Origin of the sequence: Aureimonas sp. D3 (assembly GCF_001463805.1) — a bacterium.
Taxonomy (GTDB): Bacteria; Pseudomonadota; Alphaproteobacteria; order Rhizobiales; family Rhizobiaceae; genus Aureimonas; species Aureimonas ureilytica_A.
In genome coordinates this window covers 12,342-34,378 of sequence record NZ_BBWM01000060.1, presented here as the reverse complement: position 1 = coordinate 34,378, position 22,037 = coordinate 12,342, and the positions used below count along the sequence as shown (strand labels likewise).

Sequence of the window (22,037 nt, the reverse complement as noted above, 5' to 3'; positions counted from 1 at the left end):
CCTCCTGGAATATCTGCCTCTCAGGCGCTCAGCCGCTCCCATTCGTCATCGCGTCCGACGTGACGCGAGGGGGAGGGCCGCGACGATTCCGCCACCGGCCGGATCACGGCTTCACGTTCGGCGGCCGGTGATGGAACCGTAGTAGCGGTGGATGCGAGCTTGAAATAGTCGGTTTGGACGTTCAGCCGCTGCGCTTCGCCCGACAGTTGCTCGGCCGTCGCCGCCATCTCACCGGCCGCACCGGCATTGGCCTGCGTGACCTGATCCAACTGCCCGATCGCCTGATTGATCTGCTGGATGCCGATCGACTGCTCGCGGCAGGCCGCCGAGATTTCCGAGACCAGCTCCGCCGTTCTGCGGATGTCCGGCACCAGACGCTGAAGACGCGAACCGGCGTCCTCGGCCACGACCAGCGTGCGCGTGGACAGATTGCCGATCTCGGTCGCGGTGCTCTGAGAGCGCTCCGCCAGCTTGCGCACTTCGGAAGCCACCACCGCAAAGCCCTTGCCATGCTGCCCGGCGCGGGCCGCTTCGATGGCGGCGTTCAGCGCCAGAAGGTCGGTTTGACGTGCGATCTCCTGCACCAGAGCGATCTTTTCGGCGATCTCGCGCATGGCCTGTGTGGACTGCGCCACGGCTTCACCGGTTGTCCCGGCGTGTTCGGCGGCTTGGGCGGCGATCTTTTCCGTGGTGGACGCGTTGTCGGCATTCTGACGAATATTGGCGGTCATCTGCTCGATCGCCGCCGAGGCCTGTTCCGACGCGGCAGCCTGCTCGGTGGAGCCGGAGGAGAGTTGCTGGGCCGTCATCGAGGAATTGGCCGCTCCGGAGGAGACCTGCGACGCCGTTTCCCGAATTTGTCCGACCGTCGACGCAAGCCTCTTGGCCATCGCCGCGGCCGCATTCTGAAGGTCACCGATCTCGTCTCTACTGCGAGTCGCCTCGACCGAACGGCTCAGATCGCCGCCGGCCATACGGCCGAACGCATCTTGCAGGATATTCAGCGGCCGGAACATTCGTCCCGTCACGTAGAAGATTCCGAGCGCGGCCACGACTGCAATCGCCAGATTGGTCAGCGCCATCGTGTAGAACATGGTGTTGATGCCTGCGATATAGGCGGCTCTGTCGAGCCCGACCAGAAGGAGGCCAAGCGTCTTGCCGGAGGCGTCCTTGATGGGATCGTAGGCGACGTAATAGTCTTTCCCGAGAATCTGCGCTTCGCCCCGGAACGGCTGTCCGCCGATCAAACTGATGTTCGTGGCTCCGGCCGATGTCAGCTTTGTGCCCGTCGCGCGCGTCCCGTCGGCGTTGCGAAGGTTGGTGGCGATGCGTGTATCGCCCATGAAGACCGTCGCCGCGCCTCCCAACATGTCTGCGATCTCATCGACGATGCTCGTATCGCCGTTCAGAGTACGGGAGCCGAGCTTCAACTCCCCATTTTCGGCGGTGAAGGTTTCGTTCCGCGGGTTGAGCGTCTTCCAGGCCACCCGCATGTTGGACGAGAGCCGCGCCTCGGACTTGTGACCGGCGTCCGTGATCGCGGTCTGGTAAGATTGCCAGATGTTGACGACCGATACGAGAAGAGCCACTGAAAGTGCTAAACAAACAACTTTGGCGCGAACAGACATTCGCATAGTCTTACCGTGCACGTCACACCTCTCCGGGCTCACGAACTCACGAGCGTTCATGGGCCTATAATAAGGCAACGGCTAGATGGTTCGGCCCAGAACTGGAGCATCAGGCCGAAAGTGGTTTCTATACTGAAGAAGGTATGAAACGTTTGTCCGAACGGGGCTGATACCCCCCGTCGCGATGATCCGCCATGCGATCAAAGCGGTCATATCCTTGCTCGAACGCTATTCGTCATTCGATGCAAACGGTCCGGCGTATCGCATCTTGCCCCGCGCCGAAGCGCTCCGATCTGCCAGGGCATCGCAAGCGTTTCCGAGGAAACAAGCTCAGCAAGCTACCAATCGCGATTGTCACCCCAAGAGGGAAGCACTGCTACATTTTAAAGGGGAATGATCGGATATGATGGATCGCGTGATGGCGCTTCATGGCGGAGAGGATGGGATTCGCCGCTAACAGCCGAGATTCGATGCGAGCCCTTCTAGTCTAGGGCTTTTTGCGCGTCTGGCGCAAGCTGCGTCCCCCCATATGTCCCCCGGAATGTCCCCCGAGACAAACCATGAACATGAACCTATTGGACATGTTCTAGGGTGCCGTGCAAGGGGGGAACATGGACCTGAGCTCTACGGCGCAATGGACTGATCGTGAGCTTTCATCTCGTCTTCGATCAAGTCAGCTAAGCTACCGATCTCGTGCTCCTCGAACACCACGGGATCGCAAGCACTGACCCGAAGGAGCTTGATAGCACGTTCATAATCCTCATTGAGGGTAGCGTCGACAGGTGCCCCAACGAAGAAGTATGGTCGGAATGTTTCTGTTGATCGAGCCAGTCCGGTCATATGGCCCGACCAGCGTGCTGCCTTTTCGCGGATCCCGTCAGCAGTCGCGAGGTCAAGGCTTAGGGGCTGATAGCAATGCCAAGCACCATTTTTCCAAGCGTTGTCAAACGACACTCGGTCGACAGATGAGACGATCTCCTTAGCCTGAAGGCGATCGGCGATCCCGCGCTCGACCAAAAGGTCCTTCAATGGCTGCCATACTGCCAAGTCGTCGCGTGTGTGTTTTGCATCGCCATCGTAGCGTCCCACGAACCGATCGTAGAGCTTTAGGAGCGTGGAATAGGGGTCGGCAGTGAGACCAGAGCGGCACTCACTCCACAAGAATGCGGAGTCCAGATCGTCGAGAGCACTCTTCGCGAATGTCACAACGTTCGCTTCCAGATCGAACAAAGACGTTTCACGCTTTGTGGCTACGCGATCAATCTGACGCTCGATCGATCGTAGAACTTCCATCACCGCAGACCTCTCCACGTCAGGAAAGACCTTTGTCAAACGACCCACGGTCTTGCGAACCTTGACGCCCAGGTAATCCCCTTTGCGGGAATGCAGAACGACGCCAACGTTGATAGCCTCACCGGCCAGCGGATCGTGTCTGTAGCGGAGGAGGGTGTATGTGTAGGCGTACTTCATGAGAGCACCCTATGAACCTCAGCAAGGCAATCGTCTATGCGCTCTCTGACAAGAGTCAGATGCGCTTTCGCATGATCGATGTAGGCAGCGGTTTCACTCCACTCCGTCGGGAGCATCGCTGCGTATGCTGAAAGAGCATCATCCGTTAAGCTGACCCAAATAGGGCGCAACTCGGATACGTCGGCAAATTTGTTCTGACGCAGTTTCCGGACAAGCGCATGTCCATCCCCATGCGCGGTCCGCGTAAGGTATCCAAGCTCCCAAGGGCGCGGAGGTGGAAAGAGCAGACTGCGGATGCGGAATGAAAGCTCGTGATCAATCAGGATCATGCGATCGGATTTGCATAGGAGGTTGGGGTTGTTGCCCCTTTTTCGGTCCGCGTTTTCTGTGAATGCGTCGAAGGCGAATGTACCTTGGGCGTGTAGCCGGTTCGACTGACCAATGATGTCATCGTCCTGCCATTTCCGCCAACCCGCGCCAGCAGACACGGACGCAAATGCCACTGGGCAGCTTCTCCGTAGGCACGCTTTGAGGTCGGGATCCTCGATAACCTCGATCCACTCTTGGTCTAGATCTACGAGGAGGGGCTCACAAACGGGAAGTTCGAGATGCTGGGCTATACAAGCCGCAAATACTTCGTTTGCCATCCCTTCCAAACCTGTCTCACGCCAATGAGACGGTTTGAGGTACGCTTCAACTTCCTCACCATCGATATCGACGGCCACTTTCAACGGACGATTTCTGCCACCCTCGGTCAGCCCGTCGTAGCGTACGGCGAAACCACGACGAATCATCTACAGCCCTGCGTCTCTCACAACCTCAGAATGAGAAGCATGACAGAAGGTACGAGTCTAGGGCCTGTTAGCGCCTGAAGTCGACTCTATGTCGCTGGCTTTTCCGAGGAGGAGAAGCTGGGGTGCTGAGCGACAAGCAATGGTCTGATCTGGAGCCGCTGATGGAAGTGTGCCGCCCGCATGCGAAGGTTCCGAGCCCGCACCTTCGCCGGACCGTGGAGGCAATCCTCTGGCGCCATCAGAACGGGGCGCAGTGGCGTGCTCTTCCAACGGAGTTCGGCCCATGGTGGATGGCGGCGCAGACCTTCATCAGCTGGGCGCGGCTCGGCGTCTGGGAGAGGCTACTGGTTTCAACTTGCCGGCTGACCCCCCCATTACGCACGAAAGAATGTGGCCACACCGGCACGGTGCTCTTGGACGAAGGTCGGGCGTAGCCTCGTCTCTGCCCTTCCTGACGCTCGGACCGTCATCGACACGCTGCCGATCTGGTTCGAGCACTACAATACCGTTCACCCTCACAAGGCACTCGGATATCTCTCACCGCGCGAGTTCATCGCGTCCCGGCAATCCCTCTGATCTGTCCGATCAGTCGGGGGCAACAACAAAAGCCAGAGACATAGAGTCCGCTTCAGACGCTAACAGGCCCTAGCTCACTCTTGGTTGGGAACGGGCGCGTACTTGATTGCACAACGCCTCAAGTGCAAGATGGAATTCCGAGTAGTTCCGGAAGAAGGGTGTGTTTTCCACAATCGCGCCGGGCTCGGGTTGAAATTGGAGACAGGTCATGCCGGCTGCCGTTGCAGCTTGCAAGCCCAGGGCGCTGTCCTCCACAACAAGGCATTCATGTGGCTGGACGTCCATAGCGACGGCGGTCGCAATGAATAAATCGGGATCCGGTTTCCATGCTCCTATATCGTAAGCACTGAAAAGCTTCCGAGCGAAGAATCGGCTCAGACCGGCAATCTCCAAGGCGATGTTAATTTTTTGCATTGGAGCGTTTGAGGCAACGCAAACTGGCAAATTGACAGCTTGCAGCGCCTCGCTGACGCCATCGAACGCTCTCAATTCTGTGCGATATAGCTCTTGAACGCGGCTCCTGTAGGACGCGACGAATTCGTCCGGAACGTTAATTTTGTAGGTCTTCGCGAGGTGGTTGATCACGTCGCTTAGCTTCCATCCACGATATGCATCTCTGATAGCTTCACTACTAAGATCCAGGGGACCCATCAGCTCAGAAAGCGCGCGTGCATTCAGCGTCTCGCTGTCTACGAGAGTTCCGTCAAGATCAAAGATGATACATTTAAACATAGGAGTCTTATGCATTCGCCTACCATTATTCCTCTAACAACTATGGTGGTGGTATAAGTAGGGAAATCAGCAGCGCGAACCCGGCAGAGCTCCCTACAAAGATGAGGTCTCCCCTGAGCTTTTGAATTCTGCGATAAGCCCCTAGGGCCTGTTAGCGCCTGATGCAATCGAGCGCGGCGGCGAGACAGAGGACACCGAGGAAGCTGGCGGCGGTTTTTTCGTATCGGGTGGCGATGGCGCGCCACTCCTTGAGCCGGGCCCAAAGGCGTTCGACCCGGTTGCGGTTGTTGTAGATTCAGTCCGGGCAGGCAACTGGCGCTTCGTGGCGAAGCGGCGGGATGGCGGGCCGAGTGCCGATGTCCCAGATGTGCTGGCGGAACGCATGACTGGTGTAGCCGCGGTCGGCCACGACCCACTTCGGGATGCCCAGCAGATGGGCCAAGAGCGGAACGGCGTGCGGTAGTTCGTGTGCTTGTCCGGGTGCCAAGCGGAAGGCGATGGCGCGCCCGGTGCCGTTGGCCATCACGCAGGCCTTGGTGACGTAGCCGCCACGAGATCGGCCAAGCGCTTCACGGCCGTCTCGCTCTTTTGCAGATCCCCCTTTCGGCTGGCACCTGCTGCCTTCTGATGGGCGCGGATGTTCGTCCCGTCCAGGAACACCATGCCGAACGTAACGCCGCGCTCCTGGACCAGCGCCAGCAGCCTCTCCCAGACGCCGAGCCGCGCCCAGCGGATGAAGGTCTGCGCCGCCATCCACCAGGGGCCGAACTCGGCCGGCAGAGCACGCCACTTGGCTCCGTTCTGGGACGCCAGAGAATGGCCTCGACGGTCCGGCGAAGGTGCGGGCTCGGAACCTTCGCATGCGGGCGGCACGCCTCGATCAGTGGTTCCAAATCAGACCATTGCTCGTCGCTTAGCATCTGCGCACTTCTCCTCATCGGAAAAGCCAGAGACATAGAGTCGGCTTCAGATGCTAACAGGCCCTAGCCTTCTAGCCTGCCGGTCTCTCGTCCATGTTTGTGCCGCTGGGCTTGTGCTTCGAAAGTCCCAATAGGGCATCAAAAATGTTTTGCGGCGGTCGGTGCAGGCGGCCCATCCAGCCAGACAAGACCGCCGCCCATATGGCGAGCAAGAGAAAGCGGAGTTCACCGCTTGAATCAACGTCGTCGGTGAAAACGGTATTCAATGTGAGAACGCTGAGAAGTTTTTTGTTCCCGGCTCTATGTCTTCGGAAGACGTCCAATATCGGCTGGCTCATGGACGAGATGTTGTGCGCGTAGCTGTTCCGCAATGCCGCTAGTGCCTGCACGAACTGCAGTTCGTCGGAAGTTATGACGTTCAATTTGCACGCAATTTGAAGGCGACCGGGTCGACCCATTAGCGGGAGGTGGTCCAACTCCCGGAAGGTAGGTTCCAGTTCGGGGCCTCGGTCACGCCCACCGAGCCCGCCATTTGGTTGTAGGAAGCCGAACCGGATCAGGTCGTTGATGACAGGTTCGATGACGGCGATGAGTTTGATGAGGAACAAATTGTCCTCGTCTTCGACAATGCCTGCAATCGAGCCGGCCGGAACGCTGAGATGCCGTTCTACCTCTTCTGCGGTGTTGCCGATGAACAGCTTGAACGTTTCAAGCGGATCGCTCGGGAGCGCGCTCGTCGGCTCTTGCGAGCTATCTACCGGGCCCTGCTTTTTTGTCATGGGAAATTCGTCGGCGGCATGAGACGGTCTTGATGTTGGTTCACAAACCAACGCAAGGACCACGGCGGGCGTTTCCGGAAACGACTGTTCAGCTTCCGAACGTCCACAATCCGAGTGATCCAGAATGAGGATAGGTACGGTTCGTCACGCTGCATGTAGGCCATGAAGCGAGCGTTTTGCATCGCATCTCCTGCCCCAGAGAGGGGGGCGAGGAAGTGAATGCGTCCGGTTTGACCGGGTCTGATTTCTTCTTTGAACAGAAATCTCACAGTATCGCCGGAAAACTCGCATGCTTGCATCCTTAACTCTTCCGGTTTTGAGTCATTGATAATGAAAGTTCCGCTGTATGGCTTGCCAGTGAAAACATCTCCTGGCACGCAAACGACGATCCGATACACCGTCACCGGGACCTTCTGTCGATTGGTGATGGAGAGACCTAGCTCCTTTGCGAACTCCGTTTTTTCTGGATTGAGCGCTCGGCGGCCGAGGATAAGTTCGCTGATCCAAGGTTTCGCCCCATACGCGGAAAGCCAAGCGAGACGCCCGGCTAAAATTGCAGCACCGATCGTACCAACGGCGCTGCCCACAGAGCCGACCGCACTCGCGATAGTCCAGAAATCAGCCCCCAAAACTGCCCCCTCGCCGCATTGATCTTCAATCTAGCAAGGTGACCTTTCAACCCAAAGGTAATTTCTGTCTATGAGGCATCGTCCTCGCCAACCGCGCAGCGGCCGCGATGACCTTGACCTGTGCGGCAGCCTCAGCGACCGTGAAGCGGTACAACTGCAAGCGCACATAATGCATGCCGGCCGGCGCACCCGTGCTGGGTCCGCCTTACAGACCCATAGCGATCGGTAGCGCAGAGCCGGTTGGTTTGGCCCCTTGCTTCGCGCGAATTTTCTCCACCATCTCCGGCGTCGTGATCCGATCGATCTCGCGGCACGCCTCGACCTCAATGTCGAGACCGTGGGCGTTGCAGGCAGCGGCCAGCGTGACCATCACGCCGCCGACTTCCTGGCCGGGGTCTCCCGCGGGCCGGCCGAACACGTATTGCACAAGGGCATGGGCGCGATCGGCGGTGTAGCCGGTGCTTTGCGCGAACTCGAGCGCCTCTTCGATGAAGCGATCGTTCCGCTCGACCTTATCGGACGAAATCTCTCGGCCGAAGCATTCCTCCGTCCATGCGGCGACGCGGTTCTGAAACGAGGTGTGAGCACTCATAGGCTGGCCTCCATGCCGAGCGCCTGCAGATAGAGGTCCATGATGGCCTCCTGCTCCTGCCGCTCCTGTGCGTCCTGTTTGCGAAGCGAGATGACCTTCCGAAGCACCTTCGTGTCGAAGCCGTTGCCCTTGGCCTCGGCGTAGACGTCCTTGATGTCGTCGGCGATCGTCTTCTTCTCTTCCTCGAGCCGCTCGATCCGTTCGACGAAGGAGCGCAACTGATCCTGCGCGACCTCATCCGTGGCGTTCGACATGCGGCTAACTCGCTTGCTTGGCGCCGGGTGAAGCCACAGGCGCGATGTTGAGAATGGATGACTGCCCCTTGGCGTCGAACGTCGGGGCCAAGCTGTGCAGCAGCTTGGGTTGCTCGCCCAAAGCTTCCAGCTCGATCTTCAGCGCGCTGATGAGCTCATCCGTGCCGCGCTTGTTACGGTACCGGGTCAGCGCAGCGCGGAGAGCCTTACGGGCGTCCTGCTCTGCGCGGCTGTCGGCCGTGGCTTTGGCCTGGCGCGCGGCTGTGTAGGTTGGAGGCGGCAGGATCTCGCCGCGCGGACCGCGAGGGAGCCTCATCCGAACGGCACCTCCAACGAGGGGAAGCCGTCGTGCAGTTCGCCGTCGAGAAGGCGGCCGGCTCGTTTCTTGCCGATGCTGTGCATAACCGTGACCGGGAACCGCCCCTCGTCGCGAGCCCGCATGAAATCTGCCCCAATTCGGAGTTCCTGCCCCATGCGATCGAGGCAGATGCCCCCGGCAACCCATGTCTGGGCCTTATTCACCCATGTCTGGAACGTGTCGAAAGTTCTGAAGACCATCTCGCCCGAGCTTGATTTTTCAAACCGTGATCCCCATTCGCCCCACTGTTTGAAGAGGAACGGCGCGCCCGCCTCGCTGCACTGATCGCGGATCGACCGAACCCATTCTGGGTGCATCGGCCGCGCACCTTTTCCGCTCTCACCGCCCACCACAACCCAGTCGAGACGCGCTCCAGCCTCGAGATCGGGAGGGCCAAGCAACGCATCCATGCAGAGAATATGCTCGCCGAGCATGTCGCCCGTCGGGATCATCGTGAAATCGATCGGTCCTAGTAGAGGCTCCGCGCTGACCCAGCGCACGGCGGCCGGAGTTTCGAGAAGGATCGGCACTCGCGTGTCGGCGCGCAGCTGGTCCTCGACAGAGACGCCGAGCCAGACATTTGGCAGCGAACCGCCACCCAAATGGGCCAGCGTCTTCCCGATCGGCACGGACGCCAACTGGCGCGCGCGGTGCTCTACCCGACCCCACGGTCCGAAACCGTCGTCCGCTGTCAGGTAGGCGCGCATCCGCTCCGGCCGTTTCGTCAGCACCTGGAACTGATGCTGTGGGGCGAGGGCCATGACCGCAAAGATGCGATCGATCCATTCGTCCGGCACGTTCTCGTGGAACAGATCGGCGTGGGCGCAGACGAAGATCATGCGCGGCCGGCGCCAGTGCAGCGGCTGGTCGAGCGTCCGTTCGTTGAACCGAACCTCGCCGGTCCAGACCGCGCCGCCCTTCGTCTGGCGCGTCAGGCCGGCGCGCGAGGGCTCGTTTCGCAGGCGGGAGCCTGCCAGCTTCATCGCGTAGCAGTTCGTGCAGCCGGGCGAGACCACGGAACAGCCGGTGATGGGGTTCCAAGTCGCGTCGGTCCATTCGATCGGGGTGCCGTCGGCCATCAGGCATCGCCTCCGCTGTTGCGCGCGGCAAATTCGGCCGGCGTTTCGCATGGGGCACAGACGAGTTTGCCGCTGGGGTCGAAAAAGCCGCCCTCCTGAAGCCAAGCTTCGTCCTGGCAGCGAACGCAGATGCTCCCGAGACCGCTTTCGCACCACAAGCGGCTGCCGATCGGAACAGCGTGACCGTCCCATTCCTTGTGGCGGACCACATCCGGGTCCTGAGCGTTGCAAAACTCGCAGTCGCCGCAAGGCTCGGTCGCCTCGCCATCCTCGATGGCCTCGCAGATCGATGGAATGCCGCGCTCGCTCAGCCAAAGCTCGATCGCGTGCTCCGGGCTGCGCGCTTTTATCGGCAGCCAGTTCCACTCGTCAGCGATCCCAACCGCATAGGAAAGCAGGGGCTCTGCCGATGAGACTATGCTGGCGCTGCCAGCGATGGCGGGAGCGGCGATCGGCGGAAGGAGAGGTGCCGCCGCGACGGCCGCCATCCCGCGCAGGAGTGATCTACGGTTGATCATCACGCAGCCTCACTCTTTGGAAGGGCGTCGATATTCGCTTTCGCGACGGTGAAGGTGAGGGCGACCACCCAGGGGTTTTGGCCGAAGATTCCGTCGCCTTTCAAATTCCAACGGGGATCGTGAAGTTCGTTGATGAACCCTGCGAAGGCGGCGACGGGGGTGCCATGAGAGATGTCGCACTCGGACAGCACTCCGCCGTTCCGCGCAAACCGAGATGGTTTGTCGACGGCCGACCAGTCCATCGACCAGCCTGGATAGCGTCCCATGCATCCAGAACATTCGAGACGGCACGTCGCGCCTTCAGCAATCGCATCTGCTTCGCTGATATCTCCGAGCCGCTCGACCCGCACATCTGACACCGTGAGCGTCAACCGGGAGAATTCGCGTGGCATGTGGATCGACGGCCAGTACTTCGCGTGCGGGGCGTCTGGCGCGGGCGTGGCCGCATAAATCACGCGACCGGTCGGCGCAATGCGAGCCTGATGAATTTCGAACACACCATCTCCGGTGTGCGACCACGTCTCGCGCACCCAAAGGCGGTCGCCTGCTGCGAAGCTCAAACTGGCGAGTTCCCATAGGGACATCGGCCCGCCGTCGTCGGCAAAATTATCGCCCCAACTGCTCGCGTCCCCAGGCATGCCCGAATAATATCCGGGATTGCTCTCAGCTAAGTTCTCGACAGTGAACCCCTTTGGAATGCGTAGCACCCGCCGCGTCTGGGTCTTTCGGCCGTCGAGAAGCGCCTGGATCATCGGTCCTGAAAAGAGGATCGGGCGATCGGCCATCAGAAGTCGCCGTAGCCAGTGTCGTGATCGTTCTCGCTACCGACGATGATTTTCGCGCCACAGGCATAGGCCGCGAAAAGCATCTTCTGCCATTTCGGTAGATAGCCCATTCTGACCGTCGTCTTGGCGTCCTTCTGATCAATATGCAAGGCGTAGATCACACCGTCCGAATTGACCGAAAAACGCGCGGCGGCCGAATACTTATCGGTGTCGCCGCGATAGCGTTTCTCAAGCGATCCCGGGTCAAGATAGACGCTCTTGTAGCCGGAGACGCTTTGGCTTTCTTCCACGATGACGGTCGCGTGGGTTCCCCAACGCTCACTCTCATCCTCCTCCGCTTTCATCGCTTCGACGATCTTGGACAGATCGGTTTCGGCCGGTGCGACCGCGAGGATTTCCTCCATCTCTTTCCCCAGCCGCTCGTTCACGAGCGGGGTCAGGATCTCGTCCATCTTCTGACGGAGGACAGCCATGACCATCGTGCCGTAGGCGGGCACGTCGAGCGGCTCGCGAAGTTCGAGGGAGGTCGCGACAGCCTTCTCGATCTGCTTGCCGATATGGCCGTAGCTGGCGAACGCCGACTCAACAGCCCGAGCGACCGTCTTCTCAACGTTCACTTCGACGATCTTGCGGATGTTTTCTTCGCTGCTCTGGCGGGCCACTTCGGCGACGATGAAATCAACGAGGGTTTCAGGCGCGTTCGACATGGGAAGCTTTCGGTATCAGAGGACAAGGAGGGCGAGGCCGAAGCCGACCGGAATGCCGATGAGCGCGCCGCTCAGGGCGCAGGCGACGGCCGTCTGCAGGATAGGTCCGAGGCCAGGGCGAATGCGCACGCTCATCGCGCGACCCTCGCATCCTCGGCCGCGATTTCGAGGGCGATCTCAGCGGCGGCCAGCGCCGCTTGACCGAACGCCCGCGCTTCGGCCTGCAAGCGGAGGCGTGGCGCGGAGGCCTTGCCGTCCACCGAGCTTTTCGTCTCGATCGCGGAGCGGATGTCGGCCTGCTCGCGGGCGAGCCTTGCCTCGATCTTCTGTTCGGTCGCGACCGCGCGGCGCGCCATGGCAGCGGAGACGCCGCGCGCCACCTGGTCGGAAAGGCTGGTCACGGCCGGCCCTCCGCGACTTCCGTTCGGCGCTCTTCGACCGCTGCGGCCGCATAGGAGGCGACGAGATCGCAGGCAAAGGCCGGCCAAGTGGGGCGCTTCGCCACTTTAAGCGGCATTAGGAAGCCGATAAAATCCGGCACGCCGTCCATCAGGAAGACGACCGCGCCGCCTGGGCCACCCGGCGTCCATGTCACGGCCGGCGGGTTAAAAACGTCCATTGCCGCCCCGAACATAGCAACGCGGTTCGGGTCGAGGTCTGCCCCCATCTCAGGATCGGGTGCGCTGGCAAGCGCGCGGAGCGGATCAAGGCGCGGTTTGGCGTGCCAGTAGTCCCGTCCGAGCATCCGATGCGACTTGAAGGCTGCCGACCGCGAAAAGAGCGTGTGAAGATCGTCGTAATCGGCCACGTCGGCTGGATGGTGCATCCTTGCGAACAGGCTGACCCCGCTCCTGAAGAGCATGACGCTGCCTGGCTGCATCCATTCCGGCAGGGGTTTTTCCTCCTGCCAGCCCGGGTAATGCGCCACGAACGGCTTGGGCGGTGCGCAGGCGGCGATGAGTTCTTCGGGCAGATGAAGGTTGCGCGGAACGTCGACGCGCGCCTCACGGTCCAGCATCATCATCATGGCGCGGCCGTCAGTGGCAATGCACAGGACGCCATCCTGATGCGGATAGAGAAACAGGCCGCCGTCCCAAAAGCGGAGGAAGTCCTGTGCGGCGGATCGAAGGATCGGCCCGAATGCGTGAATGATCCGGCTGTCGATGAAGGTGCAGAACGGCACGTCTTCGTCAGGGCTCGCCATGGTTATTCTGCCTTTTTCCGGGTTGGGACCGCTCAGTGCGCAAGCGGCCCTGAGGCAGCGGTCGGCGCAGCGGGGCGCGGGCGCGCGTAGCTCGCGCCGAGGGCGTCGAGGAGCGCCGACATGGGCGCGCGCACATGCGCAGGCAGGTCCTGCAGGGTGGGCAACGGCGCATCCTGCAGTCCAAGTCGGCTAGCCGAGAGCGCGGGAATTGTTTCAGCGCCCTCCTGATCCGGCATCGGGACCAGCAGGTCGGCCGGCTCGCAATGGAACGCCTTGGCGATGCGATAAAGCGTTGCGGTCGCGATGCGGTTCGCGCCGGTCTCGTATTTCTGGATCTGCTGGTAGGTCACGTCGATCTGGCGGCCGAGCTCCTGCAGGCTCATGCGGCGCGCGGTGCGCATGGCGCGCAGGCGCGCACCGAGAGCGATATCGATGGGATCGCGAGTGTTGGGCATGGTGGTCACTTTCAAGACGAGGGAAACGGTGCGGCGCGGAACCAGCGCGGCGAATCGGGGCGGGCGGCCCGGCTTTAGGCCGCGCCCCGCAAAACCATCTCGAGTTCGAGATCGAGATTGTCGTTGTTCATGAGCTGCTTCTCGAACAGCTTGATGTCCTCCCAGAACTCCAAGAGGATCGGCACCTTGCCGTGGGCCTTGATCAGCAAGGCGCAGTTGCGTTTGGCGCGGGCGCAATCGGCCAGCGTCAGATGCTCGTCGCCCTTCGGCACGAACAAAGGACGGTTTTCGCGGAGCGCCCGAGCCATAGCGATGCCTCAGCCGTGCCCGGCGGCGAGGGCGTAAAGAGCGGCGCGAAAGCCCGGCTCGCTCTGATCGGCCTCTTCGTCCGACATGGTTTTGGAGCGAAGGAACTCGACCCCGTTCAGGCGCAGGCTGAACGCGACGCCGCCGCGCACTGCGATGCGGGGCATGGAGCATGAGGCTTTGACGCCATCGACCACCTGGGCGGCGTGCGTGTTCCTGTCGGCCAGATAGGTGGGGGTGCCGTCATAGGCGCGGGTTGTCGGCAGCAGCTGCGCGTCGCGCTCCCGGTCCACGAAGCCCGCCGGGGTGCGGGTCTGGGCCAGAACGTCGGCCGGCGTCTCGCTGTCTTCGAGATCGACGCGGCGGACGGGTTCGAAGTCCGGCGCGGACTGGTCGAAGTTGAAGTCGCTCCAGTCGTAGCGCTTGGTTTTCTGGCGCCTGCTCATCGGCCGGCCTCCGAGGAAGCGGTGCGGAACGAGCGGAAGTTCTCCTGCCGGTCCAGAACCTGAGCGGCCTGCGCCTCGATGCAGCGGCCAATAGCCTTGTAGCCAAGGGTGGACATGCAAATTGCAAGCATCGCCCAGGCAGCAAAATACCTTGTGAGATCGCCGATTTTAAGGTTGCGCCTGTCGTGCTGATCAGGCCGATTGCCGAGCTTTTTGGATGCCATGTCTCGTCTCCGACATGAGGGGGCTTCGGTAGCGCTTGGCTAGCGAACTGGAGACGAGGATATACGCACGATGCGTAAAGTCAACGCATGATGCGTATGAATATGCGTAAGCCGATCGCGGGAGGAATGATCTCGGCCAGCAGGCAGGCGAAAGCTGCTCTCACCCTACGCGGTTATTCCCGCAATCCACAGGCGAGGAAATGGCACACTCGACTCCCGCCATTGTTTGATAGCTAATGAGAACGAATGGTGAACATTTGGAGGAAATGAGATGAGCTTTCCCGGTCGGGAGGCGCTTTTGGGCCAAGTATCGTCATTGACGATCGAATGTGCCGACTGCGGTCGCACCCGCATGCGTCGCAGGGATGAGCTATGGCGCTATGGCGTCAGTGATGACGTGCCGCTCTCGCAACTTTGCGCCAGGCTCACGTGTGCTGGCTGCCGTGACGAGGGGCTACCTGGACGTCGAGTTTCCGTACAGGTGGTATTCATCAGCGAAGCCCATAGGCTCAGGGCAGAGGCCTATCTGATCAATAGCCGTGAAGCTCGCGGTTCGGCACGACGCGCCAAAGGTGCTTGATCTCATATGGATCGAACGTGAGGTCTTCTGGCGGATTGAATTGTTCGACCGTAAGCGTGGATTTACTGCGTCGCTTCAAGCGCTTCAGGAATGCTTTTCCTGCGCTTCCGTCGGCTTCGGGGAACGTCTCAATGATGACGTCATCTCCTACGCTGGGCTCAGTCCGGTCGCAGAAGACGATGTCGCCCTTACGGTATGCTGGATACATACTATCGCTGATGACTTCGAGGGCGAACACGCCGGGTCTCTGGTACAAGCCCCGGGGGCGCATAATGTATTCAGAAACGGCTCCATTGAATGCGAAGTCGCCATCTATTCCGGCGGCCACCACGCCGAGCTTTTCCACATCGCGGGGCCCATTGGGTAGCGGTAGTTTGTCCGAGACGAAAGTCGCATCGGCCAATTTTTCAAGGTCGAGCGGGTCAACGATCCCCTGCCGCAGGGCTTCGGAATCCACGGCCAGCAGAGCCGCCAACTCTTCCAGTTGGTCGCTCGTAGGCGTCAAAGCGCTGCGTTCCCAGGCGTCAACTTCTTCGATCGTTTCCCCGAGAGCATCGGCGACATACCGGATCGTATAGCTTCGTTGCCTGCGCGCTTGGCGCATGGCTTGAGCTAGCCGTCCATCCTGCACCGGGGCTGACAATACAGGCGCCGACACGACGGGCGCCATAATCGGCCCTCCCAGAGCCCTGACCTCCTGCTCGGTGATCCCGAACTGACCTGGCAGTTTGGCCAGCATTCGCTCCATGAGCGGGCCGCTTAGATACTGGCCGCTGTGAAGCGCCGGGTTTCCGTATCGCTGGATGCTGGACGCGCGTGCGTACCCCAAGAGTTTCGCGAATTCGTCCATAGATAGGCCGGTCTTGTCGCGAATCTTGTTGAATTGCGCAGCGAGGCGCTCGCGCCGTTCGTCCTTCGTCTCATCCGGCTTCTTGCTCATAGAGGCGTAGATACGCGTAAAGTCCATACGCATTCCACGTTGATCGCTGTTGACCATTTACGCATGATGCGTATATCCTCACCCAATGTGCGTAAGAGGTGCGATCGATGTCTGATATCGCCACGGCCGACCGAGCATCGCGGAACCCGGCTGAGATCATCATCCAAAAGTTTGGTGGCCTATCGGGGATGGCACGTGCCTACCCGATGCCTGACGGATCGCCCCGGCCTGTGACCACAGTGCAGAGTTGGAGGGACCGCGGCCGTATTCCGCAGGATCACTGGATCGGCATCCAAGAGGCCGGGGAGCGGCAAGGGCTTGAGATTGCCCTTTCTGATTTTCTTGCGGTCGAAGGCTCGGCCGCCGCATGACCGCGCCCCTCTCCGCCACCATGATCAGCGCCGGCCTTTTCGCGCTGGTCAGAAGCCAGCGCGCGGCCAAGGGTTTGACGCAAGCCGACATGGCGCACCGCCTGGGCGTGAGCCTGCGCACCTTCAAGCGCTGGGAATATTCGGATGGGAGCCCGACATTGGAAGTCGGCATCCGCTGGATGCGCGCGCTCGATATCGTGCCGACCTTTGCCGTGAGCGCCGAAGGTGTCAGTTCTGACACTTCCGGCGCGCAGCCTGACGATGCTTCTGCTTCGTCCGCCATTGTTCCTCATCGTGGCCTCTTCACCTCGTCGTTCTCGGAAGATGTGGCAGGCGGTCGCAGCGTTCACGGAAATTCGCCCTGCGCTGATTTCCCGAACTCGGAGGCGGGCCAATGATTCGCGCCTTCTCGGATCTCGACCTGCGCTCGCTCAAGACGATGAAGGGCGAACTCGTTTCAGCGGTGGGTGGGACGCGTGCCGCGAGCCAGCTGCTACCGACTGTCAATGACCGTGGCGAGGTTCGACCGCTCTCAGAATCTCGCATTTCCGGCTACTGCACCGTCAGCGACATGACCCGGTTCATGCCGATCCATCATGTGGTGCGCCTAGAAATCGCCGCGGGGCAGGGGATCGTCTCCAAATGGATGACGGACCGCCTCGTGCGAGACGGCACCGGCACGGTCGGCGACGTGTGCGACAACGATCTGCGCCGCATCTCGCGCGAGGTCTCCGACCTGATCGTGGTCACAGACGACGCACTGGCGGACGGCAACATCTGCAGCGCAGAGCGCGCGGCAATGCGCGAAGCCATCCGCGACCTGGAGCGCGAGCTTTCGACACTGAAAGCGAAGGTGGCGCAGCCATGAGCGGGCGTCATCGCAAGCCACGTCTGATGCCGCGTGACGATGACCCGGCAGTGCCGGTCGGGCGCGGGCGACTTTTGCTCAACGACGAGCCGGCGGAAATCGTCCGGCACATCGTGGACGAGGCCGCACGCTGGGCCGTCGAGCATGATCCGCGTCGCTTTGGTTGGGTTGCTCGCCAAATCCAGAAAGGTCGGCTCAGCAGCTGCCCCCCCTAAGCGACGGCCGCGCTCCTCCTCGCGGCTGTCGCCTCGCCGGGCCTGCGGCGCCAGCAGGCCCGGCACCCCATCCCGGTCCGAACCGGGTCACTCCCGCGCCTCACGCTTCGGCCGGCGCTCACCCTCCAAAGGAAAGACATGTCCTTGCTGGCAAACCTCAAATCCATGCTGTCCGGCGGCGTCCATAAGCTCTCAGGGCGAAAAGACGCGCTCGAAGCGGTCTGTGCTGGTGCCGCGCTGGTGGCCTCCGCCGACGGTAACATCTCACCTGTCGAGATCGCGGCAACGCTGCGGGCCATTGGCGCGAACCCCCATCTTTCGAAAGCCTTTCCCGCCAGCGAGATCGAGCGCACGGCCGAGGCGATGCTCAAGCGTGCCGAGGGCGGGCGGGTCGGTCAGTCGGGCCTTCTGGCCGAAATCAAGCAGATCGCGGCCGATCCCGAAATTTCCGAACTCGTTCTTCTTGCCACGGTGGATGTTGCCGAAGCGGATGGTTCGATCGGCGAAAAAGAGCGCGCCGTGCTCGCCACGATTTCCAAGGCGCTCGGCATCCCGCTTCCGGCCGGCGTCTGACGACGATGCTGGCTTTCCTCAAAGCCAAGGCGCGGGCGGTGGCGTTCATCGCCGCCTGTGTCCTCCTCGCCCTCCAGATCGTGCTGCCGACTGCGCTCGACCTCCTCTTCGGGATGCTCGCGCTCGGTGCCGTCTGGCTCGCCCTCCGCCTCATCTGACAAGGAGCCCGCCATGGCCACGCGCCGCCCGTTCCAAGACGTTGAAAACGACATCATCCGCTCGGGCGCGCGCTCCGGGCTCGGCTGCACGGCCATCATGCGCAAGCTGAAGGACGCGGGGCATATCCGCTCCGCGTCTGTCGTCGGCGCGTCCGGCGCCTACCGTGAAGGGCGTGTCGATTATGACAGGGCGCGCAAGAAGGCCGTGGGGATCAACCGCGATGCGTCGTTGCGCGCCAAGGCAGCGAAGGAGGCGGCCGCATCCCCGACCTTCACGACGACATTCGACCAGATCGTCTATGCGCAGGCCAAGGCTGGCGCTTCGCTGGACCAGATCGCAGACGCCTTGCAAGCGAAGGGCTGCGGCAGCCCCTCCCTGACGACGATCAACCAATCTGCGGCCTATCGCGAGGGTAGGGGCCTAGCGCTCCGGCCGCGCACGACGCGCCCGTGGTCCGCCAAGGAAAGCGAGATCATTACTGAGGGCGCGCGTCGCGGGCTGACCGGGCCGGCGATCCTCAAGGCTCTTACGGCGGCCGGGTTCGAACGCGGCGTTCGCTGCGTCACCGCCAGCCAGATCTACAAGCAGGCTCGGCAGCTCTGGCTCGATGACGTCGAGCGTGACGCGGCCAAAGCCGCTGAACTGGCAGCCGTGCAAGCCGCCCCGCAGGTGGCTCCGGTCTCGCGTGGTTTCGTCACGCGCTACAGCGGCGTGTCGCTCCCGTATCTGCCCTTCCAGAAGGGCTTCGGCGAGGTCGTCGCGCGATGACGGCCGCGCTCGTCCATCGTCTCGAACTGGCCGAAGGCGCCGATCTCGCGATCGACCATGCGCTGCTCGACTGGCTCGCTGACGTGGTCGGGCTCGGCCGCACGCCCGTCTGGCTCGTGCATGTGCGCTGCCTGACGGGCGATCTTTCCGGGGCGTTCGGGATCCTCGACCAGGTGTTTCCCGACGCCGACTACACCCTTCGGCGCGTTGCGGGCGACCGGCACCGCGCGACCGTCCAGCCGGCCGGCGCGACCGTCGCCTTCGCCGGCGAGGCCCGCGAGCCCGCGAACGCTCTTCTGGCCGCCGTCCTGCGCGCCCATGACGCCTGCGCCCTCTCCATCTGTTTCACCTTCGAGCAAAGGGCATGGGCATGACCCTCCAGAGCTACGCCGACTTCCTCGCTGCGAAGGCCTGCATTTCCGATCGGCAGGGTTTCGAGATCGATGACAGCTTGATCAATCCGCTGCTCAAGCCGCACCAACGCGCCATCGTGCGCTGGGCCATTGCGGGCGGCCGGCGCGGCATCTTCGCGGCCTTCGGGCTCGGCAAGAGCATCATTCAGATCGAAATCTGCCGCATCCTCCTGGTGCTGGCGACGGCCAATGCGGGCCGCGCGTTGATCGTCGCGCCGCTGGGCGTGCGCCGGGAGTTCGTGAAGGACGCCGCCATGCTGGGCGTGCCGATCCGCTTCGTGCGCTCGTCGGCGGAGATCACCGAGCCGGGCCTCTACCTCACGAACTACGAGAGCGTGCGCGACGGCAAGATCGACGTCGGCCTGTTCGATATCGTCAGCCTCGACGAGGCCTCCTGCCTGCGCGGCTTCGGCGGTACCAAGACCTTCCGCGAGTTCATGCGCATCTTCGACGCCGATAGCGGCGCGGGCCGGGTCGCCTATCGCTTCGTGGCGACGGCGACGCCCAGCCCGAACGAGACGATCGAGATCCTCGCCTATGCCGCCTTCCTGGGCGTGATGGACGTCGGGCAGGCCAAGACACGGTTCTTCAAGCGCAACTCGGAGAAGGCCGACACGCTCACCCTGCACGCGCACAAGGTCGATGAGTTCTGGCTGTGGGTCGCGTCTTGGGGGCTGTTCATCCAGCGCCCGTCCGATCTCGGCTTTTCCGACGAGGGCTATGAGCTTCCCGAACTGAACGTCGTCTATCACGAGGTGAAGGCCGACCTGCGCGGCCGGTCCACCGAGCGGGACGGGCAGGGCATCCTCCTGCGCAGCGCGGCGATCGGGGTGCAGGACGCGTCCCGCGAAAAGCGCGAGACGCTCGGCGCGCGCATCGCCGCCATGCGCGACATTCTCGCGACCAACCCGGCCGACCATGCGGTTCTCTGGCACGACCTCGAGGACGAGCGGCGCGCCATCGAGGCGGCCGTTCCCGGCGTCGTCAGCGTCTACGGAAGCCAGGACCTCGACGCGCGCGAGCAGGCCATCGCCGACTTCTCCGATGGCCAGATTCAGTATCTCGCCGCGAAGCCCGTGATGCTGGGATCGGGCTGCAACCTGCAGCGCCACTGCGCGACCGCCGTGTTTCTCGGCATCGGCTTCAAGTTCAACGACTTCATCCAGGCGATCCACCGCCTGCAGCGCTTCCTACAGACCTGCGCGGTCACGGTGCACATCATCTTCGCCGAGACCGAACGCGAGATCCTTCGAACGCTCCAGAGGAAGTGGCGCCAGCACAACGAGATGGTGGCCACCATGACCGAACTCATCAAGCGCTATGGTCTATCGGAAGCGGCCATGGCGAAGACCCTCGCGCGCTCGATCGGCTGCGAGCGCATTGAGAAGCGGGGCGAGCGCTTCACTCTCGTGAATGCCGACTGTGTCGAGGAGACGAACCGAATGGCGGCCGATAGTGTCGGCCTCATCGTGTCCTCGCTGCCGTTCTCGACTCAGTACGAGTACACTCCTTCCTACAACGATTTCGGTCACTCGGACGACGACGCGCATTTCTGGCGGCAGATGGACTTCCTGACGCCGCAGCTGCTGCGCATCCTTAAGCCCGGCCGCGTCGCCGCGATCCACGTCAAGGATCGCATCACGCCGGGCGGCATCAACGGCTTCGGCTTCCAGACGCTCTCGCCCTTCTCGGACGATGCCGTCGCGCATTTTCGCCGGCACGGCTTCGCCTTTCTCGGCCGCGTCACCATCACGACCGACGTCGTGCGCGAGAACAATCAGACCTACCGGCTTGGCTGGACCGAGCAGTGCAAGGACGGGAGCCGCATGGGGTGCGGCGTCCCCGAATATCTCCTCCTGTTCCGCAAGGCGCCGACCGACCGCTCGAACGGCTATGCCGACGAGCCGGTGCGCAAGGTGAAGCGCGAATGGTCTGCCGAGGCGAACGACTGGTCGGGCCCCGGCTATTCGCGGGCGCGCTGGCAGGTCGATGCGCACGGCTATCACCGATCCGGCGGCGACCGGCTTCTGACGGCGGGCGAACTGGTCGGGCTGGCGGCCGACGAGGTCTGGAAGCGCTGGCGCGCCTTCTCGGAAAGCGCGGTCTACGACTTCGAGCACCATGTTGCGATCGGCGAGAGCTTGGAGATGCGCGGCTGTCTGCCGCCGACCTTCATGCTGCTGCCGCCGCATTCCTGGCATCCCGAAGTCTGGACGGACGTGGCGCGCATGCTGACGCTCAACACGAGCCAGTCGGCGAAGGGCCGCGAGCCGCATCTCTGCCCGCTGCAGTTCGATATCGTTGATCGCGCCATCGCGCAGTTCTCCGCGCCGGGCGACCTGGTGCTCGATCCCTTCGGCGGCCTGATGACGGTCCCGGTCCGCGCGCTCAAGGCCGGCCGGCGCGGCTACGGCATCGAGCTCAACCCCGGCTATTTCCTGGACGGCTGCGCCTATGTCGAGGCCGAGGCCAACAAGGTCGCCGCTCCCTCCCTGTTCGATTTTCTGGACGCTCATGCGGAGGCTGCGGAATGACCGCCGCCGTCGTGATTCTGGTCGCGTCTGTTGCCGCCTTCGGGGCGGGTCTCGCCGTCGCCGAGGAGGCGCGCCGCTGGATGGGGCGTGTCGGCGGCTTCACCCTCATGACGATCGGCGTCTTCGGCTTCGTGGCCGTCTTCGTTGCGGTGGCGTGATG

At 62.2% G+C, this 22,037-nt stretch carries 29 protein-coding genes and 3 pseudogenes; 11 read left to right on the top strand and 21 right to left on the bottom strand.

What is annotated here, in order from left to right; genetic code table 11:
- Window positions 1-20 precede the first annotated feature (20 nt).
- The 3 genes from AUL36_RS18840 to AUL36_RS18830 all read right to left on the bottom strand — a co-directional run bounded on the left by AUL36_RS18840 (window position 21) and on the right by AUL36_RS18830 (window position 3,892).
- Entirely contained in the window at window positions 21-1,688 is a 1,668-nt protein-coding gene (locus AUL36_RS18840) for a methyl-accepting chemotaxis protein (protein WP_244497170.1), read from the bottom strand.
- A 564-nt stretch (window positions 1,689-2,252) separates the two neighbouring features.
- Window positions 2,253-3,098 (bottom strand): DUF3037 domain-containing protein, encoded by an 846-nt coding sequence (locus AUL36_RS18835; protein ID WP_062223209.1) that lies wholly within the window; start codon window positions 3,096-3,098, stop codon window positions 2,253-2,255.
- Window positions 3,095-3,892: a HipA family kinase gene (locus tag AUL36_RS18830; RefSeq protein ID WP_156418474.1), complete on the bottom strand. Its 798-nt coding sequence runs from the start codon at window positions 3,890-3,892 to the stop codon at window positions 3,095-3,097. The genes AUL36_RS18835 and AUL36_RS18830 overlap by 4 nt, the downstream gene beginning before the upstream one ends.
- A gap of 122 nt (window positions 3,893-4,014) precedes the next feature.
- On the opposite strand from AUL36_RS18830, the pseudogene AUL36_RS18825 reads away from it, so the two are divergent.
- Both AUL36_RS18825 and AUL36_RS23415 read left to right on the top strand, forming a co-directional pair.
- Window positions 4,015-4,239 (top strand): annotated as a pseudogene (locus AUL36_RS18825) (transposase); the annotation flags it as partial.
- Window positions 4,240-4,330: 91 nt separating this feature from the next.
- Window positions 4,331-4,468, top strand: a pseudogene (locus AUL36_RS23415) (integrase core domain-containing protein); the annotation flags it as partial.
- A gap of 69 nt (window positions 4,469-4,537) precedes the next feature.
- Here the strand turns inward: AUL36_RS23415 and AUL36_RS18820 are convergent.
- The 18 genes and pseudogenes from AUL36_RS18820 to AUL36_RS18735 form a co-directional block, all read right to left on the bottom strand.
- Window positions 4,538-5,215: an HAD family hydrolase gene (locus AUL36_RS18820; protein ID WP_062223205.1), complete on the bottom strand. Its 678-nt coding sequence runs from the start codon at window positions 5,213-5,215 to the stop codon at window positions 4,538-4,540.
- A 136-nt stretch (window positions 5,216-5,351) separates the two neighbouring features.
- Window positions 5,352-6,120: pseudogene (locus AUL36_RS18815) on the bottom strand (IS5 family transposase).
- A 71-nt stretch (window positions 6,121-6,191) separates the two neighbouring features.
- Complete coding sequence (locus AUL36_RS18810) at window positions 6,192-6,899, bottom strand: hypothetical protein (protein WP_062223203.1); 708 nt, start codon at window positions 6,897-6,899, stop codon at window positions 6,192-6,194.
- Complete coding sequence (locus AUL36_RS18805; protein WP_062223201.1) at window positions 6,896-7,528, bottom strand: hypothetical protein; 633 nt, start codon at window positions 7,526-7,528, stop codon at window positions 6,896-6,898. The genes AUL36_RS18810 and AUL36_RS18805 overlap by 4 nt, the downstream gene beginning before the upstream one ends.
- 205 nt (window positions 7,529-7,733) lie before the next feature.
- Complete coding sequence (locus AUL36_RS18800; protein ID WP_062223199.1) at window positions 7,734-8,120, bottom strand: hypothetical protein; 387 nt, start codon at window positions 8,118-8,120, stop codon at window positions 7,734-7,736.
- The gene (locus AUL36_RS18795) at window positions 8,117-8,374 is read right to left on the bottom strand and encodes a DUF2312 domain-containing protein (RefSeq protein ID WP_062223197.1); all 258 of its coding nucleotides are present in this window, start codon (window positions 8,372-8,374) and stop codon (window positions 8,117-8,119) included. Before AUL36_RS18795 ends, AUL36_RS18800 begins: the two co-directional genes overlap by 4 nt.
- Before the next feature lie 4 nt (window positions 8,375-8,378).
- Window positions 8,379-8,690, bottom strand: coding sequence for a hypothetical protein (locus AUL36_RS18790; RefSeq protein WP_062223195.1), 312 nt, complete (start codon window positions 8,688-8,690; stop codon window positions 8,379-8,381).
- The gene (locus AUL36_RS18785) at window positions 8,687-9,811 is read right to left on the bottom strand and encodes a phage Gp37/Gp68 family protein (protein ID WP_062223193.1); all 1,125 of its coding nucleotides are present in this window, start codon (window positions 9,809-9,811) and stop codon (window positions 8,687-8,689) included. The genes AUL36_RS18790 and AUL36_RS18785 overlap by 4 nt, the downstream gene beginning before the upstream one ends.
- Window positions 9,811-10,329 carry a twin-arginine translocation signal domain-containing protein gene (locus AUL36_RS18780; RefSeq protein WP_156418473.1) on the bottom strand — a complete coding sequence of 173 codons (519 nt, stop codon included), beginning with the start codon at window positions 10,327-10,329 and terminating at the stop codon, window positions 9,811-9,813. Before AUL36_RS18780 ends, AUL36_RS18785 begins: the two co-directional genes overlap by 1 nt.
- Window positions 10,329-11,114: a hypothetical protein gene (locus AUL36_RS18775; protein WP_062223189.1), complete on the bottom strand. Its 786-nt coding sequence runs from the start codon at window positions 11,112-11,114 to the stop codon at window positions 10,329-10,331. The genes AUL36_RS18780 and AUL36_RS18775 overlap by 1 nt, the downstream gene beginning before the upstream one ends.
- Window positions 11,114-11,821, bottom strand: coding sequence for a hypothetical protein (locus AUL36_RS18770; protein ID WP_062223187.1), 708 nt, complete (start codon window positions 11,819-11,821; stop codon window positions 11,114-11,116). The genes AUL36_RS18775 and AUL36_RS18770 overlap by 1 nt, the downstream gene beginning before the upstream one ends.
- A gap of 131 nt (window positions 11,822-11,952) precedes the next feature.
- Window positions 11,953-12,222 carry a hypothetical protein gene (locus tag AUL36_RS18765; RefSeq protein WP_062223185.1) on the bottom strand — a complete coding sequence of 90 codons (270 nt, stop codon included), beginning with the start codon at window positions 12,220-12,222 and terminating at the stop codon, window positions 11,953-11,955.
- Complete coding sequence (locus AUL36_RS18760; RefSeq protein ID WP_062223183.1) at window positions 12,219-13,025, bottom strand: hypothetical protein; 807 nt, start codon at window positions 13,023-13,025, stop codon at window positions 12,219-12,221. The genes AUL36_RS18765 and AUL36_RS18760 overlap by 4 nt, the downstream gene beginning before the upstream one ends.
- A gap of 32 nt (window positions 13,026-13,057) precedes the next feature.
- A complete protein-coding gene (locus tag AUL36_RS24310) occupies window positions 13,058-13,489 on the bottom strand; it encodes a helix-turn-helix domain-containing protein (RefSeq protein ID WP_244497173.1) in 432 nt (143 codons plus the stop codon).
- Between the two features lie 65 nt (window positions 13,490-13,554).
- Window positions 13,555-13,788, bottom strand: a complete 234-nt coding sequence (locus tag AUL36_RS24305) for a hypothetical protein (RefSeq protein WP_192843863.1) — start codon at window positions 13,786-13,788, stop codon at window positions 13,555-13,557.
- Window positions 13,789-13,797: 9 nt separating this feature from the next.
- Complete coding sequence (locus tag AUL36_RS24300) at window positions 13,798-14,232, bottom strand: hypothetical protein (protein WP_062223177.1); 435 nt, start codon at window positions 14,230-14,232, stop codon at window positions 13,798-13,800.
- Window positions 14,229-14,456 (bottom strand): hypothetical protein, encoded by a 228-nt coding sequence (locus AUL36_RS18740; protein WP_058602424.1) that lies wholly within the window; start codon window positions 14,454-14,456, stop codon window positions 14,229-14,231. Before AUL36_RS18740 ends, AUL36_RS24300 begins: the two co-directional genes overlap by 4 nt.
- A 530-nt stretch (window positions 14,457-14,986) precedes the next feature.
- Window positions 14,987-16,003 (bottom strand): helix-turn-helix domain-containing protein, encoded by a 1,017-nt coding sequence (locus AUL36_RS18735; RefSeq protein ID WP_210168870.1) that lies wholly within the window; start codon window positions 16,001-16,003, stop codon window positions 14,987-14,989.
- 80 nt (window positions 16,004-16,083) lie between these two features.
- On the opposite strand from AUL36_RS18735, the gene AUL36_RS18730 reads away from it, so the two are divergent.
- From AUL36_RS18730 to AUL36_RS23940, 9 genes are all read left to right on the top strand, one after another.
- Entirely contained in the window at window positions 16,084-16,347 is a 264-nt protein-coding gene (locus AUL36_RS18730; protein WP_058602422.1) for a carph-isopro domain-containing protein, read from the top strand.
- On the top strand, window positions 16,344-16,745 hold the full coding sequence (locus AUL36_RS18725; protein WP_062223173.1) for a helix-turn-helix transcriptional regulator: 402 nt from the start codon (window positions 16,344-16,346) through the stop codon (window positions 16,743-16,745). The genes AUL36_RS18730 and AUL36_RS18725 overlap by 4 nt, the downstream gene beginning before the upstream one ends.
- On the top strand, window positions 16,742-17,215 hold the full coding sequence (locus AUL36_RS18720; RefSeq protein WP_062223171.1) for a hypothetical protein: 474 nt from the start codon (window positions 16,742-16,744) through the stop codon (window positions 17,213-17,215). Before AUL36_RS18725 ends, AUL36_RS18720 begins: the two co-directional genes overlap by 4 nt.
- A gap of 353 nt (window positions 17,216-17,568) precedes the next feature.
- Window positions 17,569-18,003 (top strand): tellurite resistance TerB family protein, encoded by a 435-nt coding sequence (locus AUL36_RS18710; RefSeq protein ID WP_062223167.1) that lies wholly within the window; start codon window positions 17,569-17,571, stop codon window positions 18,001-18,003.
- A gap of 5 nt (window positions 18,004-18,008) precedes the next feature.
- Window positions 18,009-18,161: a hypothetical protein gene (locus tag AUL36_RS23945; RefSeq protein WP_156418472.1), complete on the top strand. Its 153-nt coding sequence runs from the start codon at window positions 18,009-18,011 to the stop codon at window positions 18,159-18,161.
- A 13-nt stretch (window positions 18,162-18,174) separates the two neighbouring features.
- On the top strand, window positions 18,175-18,930 hold the full coding sequence (locus AUL36_RS18705; RefSeq protein WP_062223164.1) for a hypothetical protein: 756 nt from the start codon (window positions 18,175-18,177) through the stop codon (window positions 18,928-18,930).
- Window positions 18,927-19,304 carry a hypothetical protein gene (locus AUL36_RS18700; protein ID WP_062223162.1) on the top strand — a complete coding sequence of 126 codons (378 nt, stop codon included), beginning with the start codon at window positions 18,927-18,929 and terminating at the stop codon, window positions 19,302-19,304. Before AUL36_RS18705 ends, AUL36_RS18700 begins: the two co-directional genes overlap by 4 nt.
- Window positions 19,301-21,877, top strand: a complete 2,577-nt coding sequence (locus tag AUL36_RS18695) for a DNA methyltransferase (RefSeq protein WP_202814768.1) — start codon at window positions 19,301-19,303, stop codon at window positions 21,875-21,877. The genes AUL36_RS18700 and AUL36_RS18695 overlap by 4 nt, the downstream gene beginning before the upstream one ends.
- Window positions 21,874-22,035 carry a hypothetical protein gene (locus AUL36_RS23940; RefSeq protein WP_156418471.1) on the top strand — a complete coding sequence of 54 codons (162 nt, stop codon included), beginning with the start codon at window positions 21,874-21,876 and terminating at the stop codon, window positions 22,033-22,035. Before AUL36_RS18695 ends, AUL36_RS23940 begins: the two co-directional genes overlap by 4 nt.
- Window positions 22,036-22,037 lie beyond the last annotated feature (2 nt).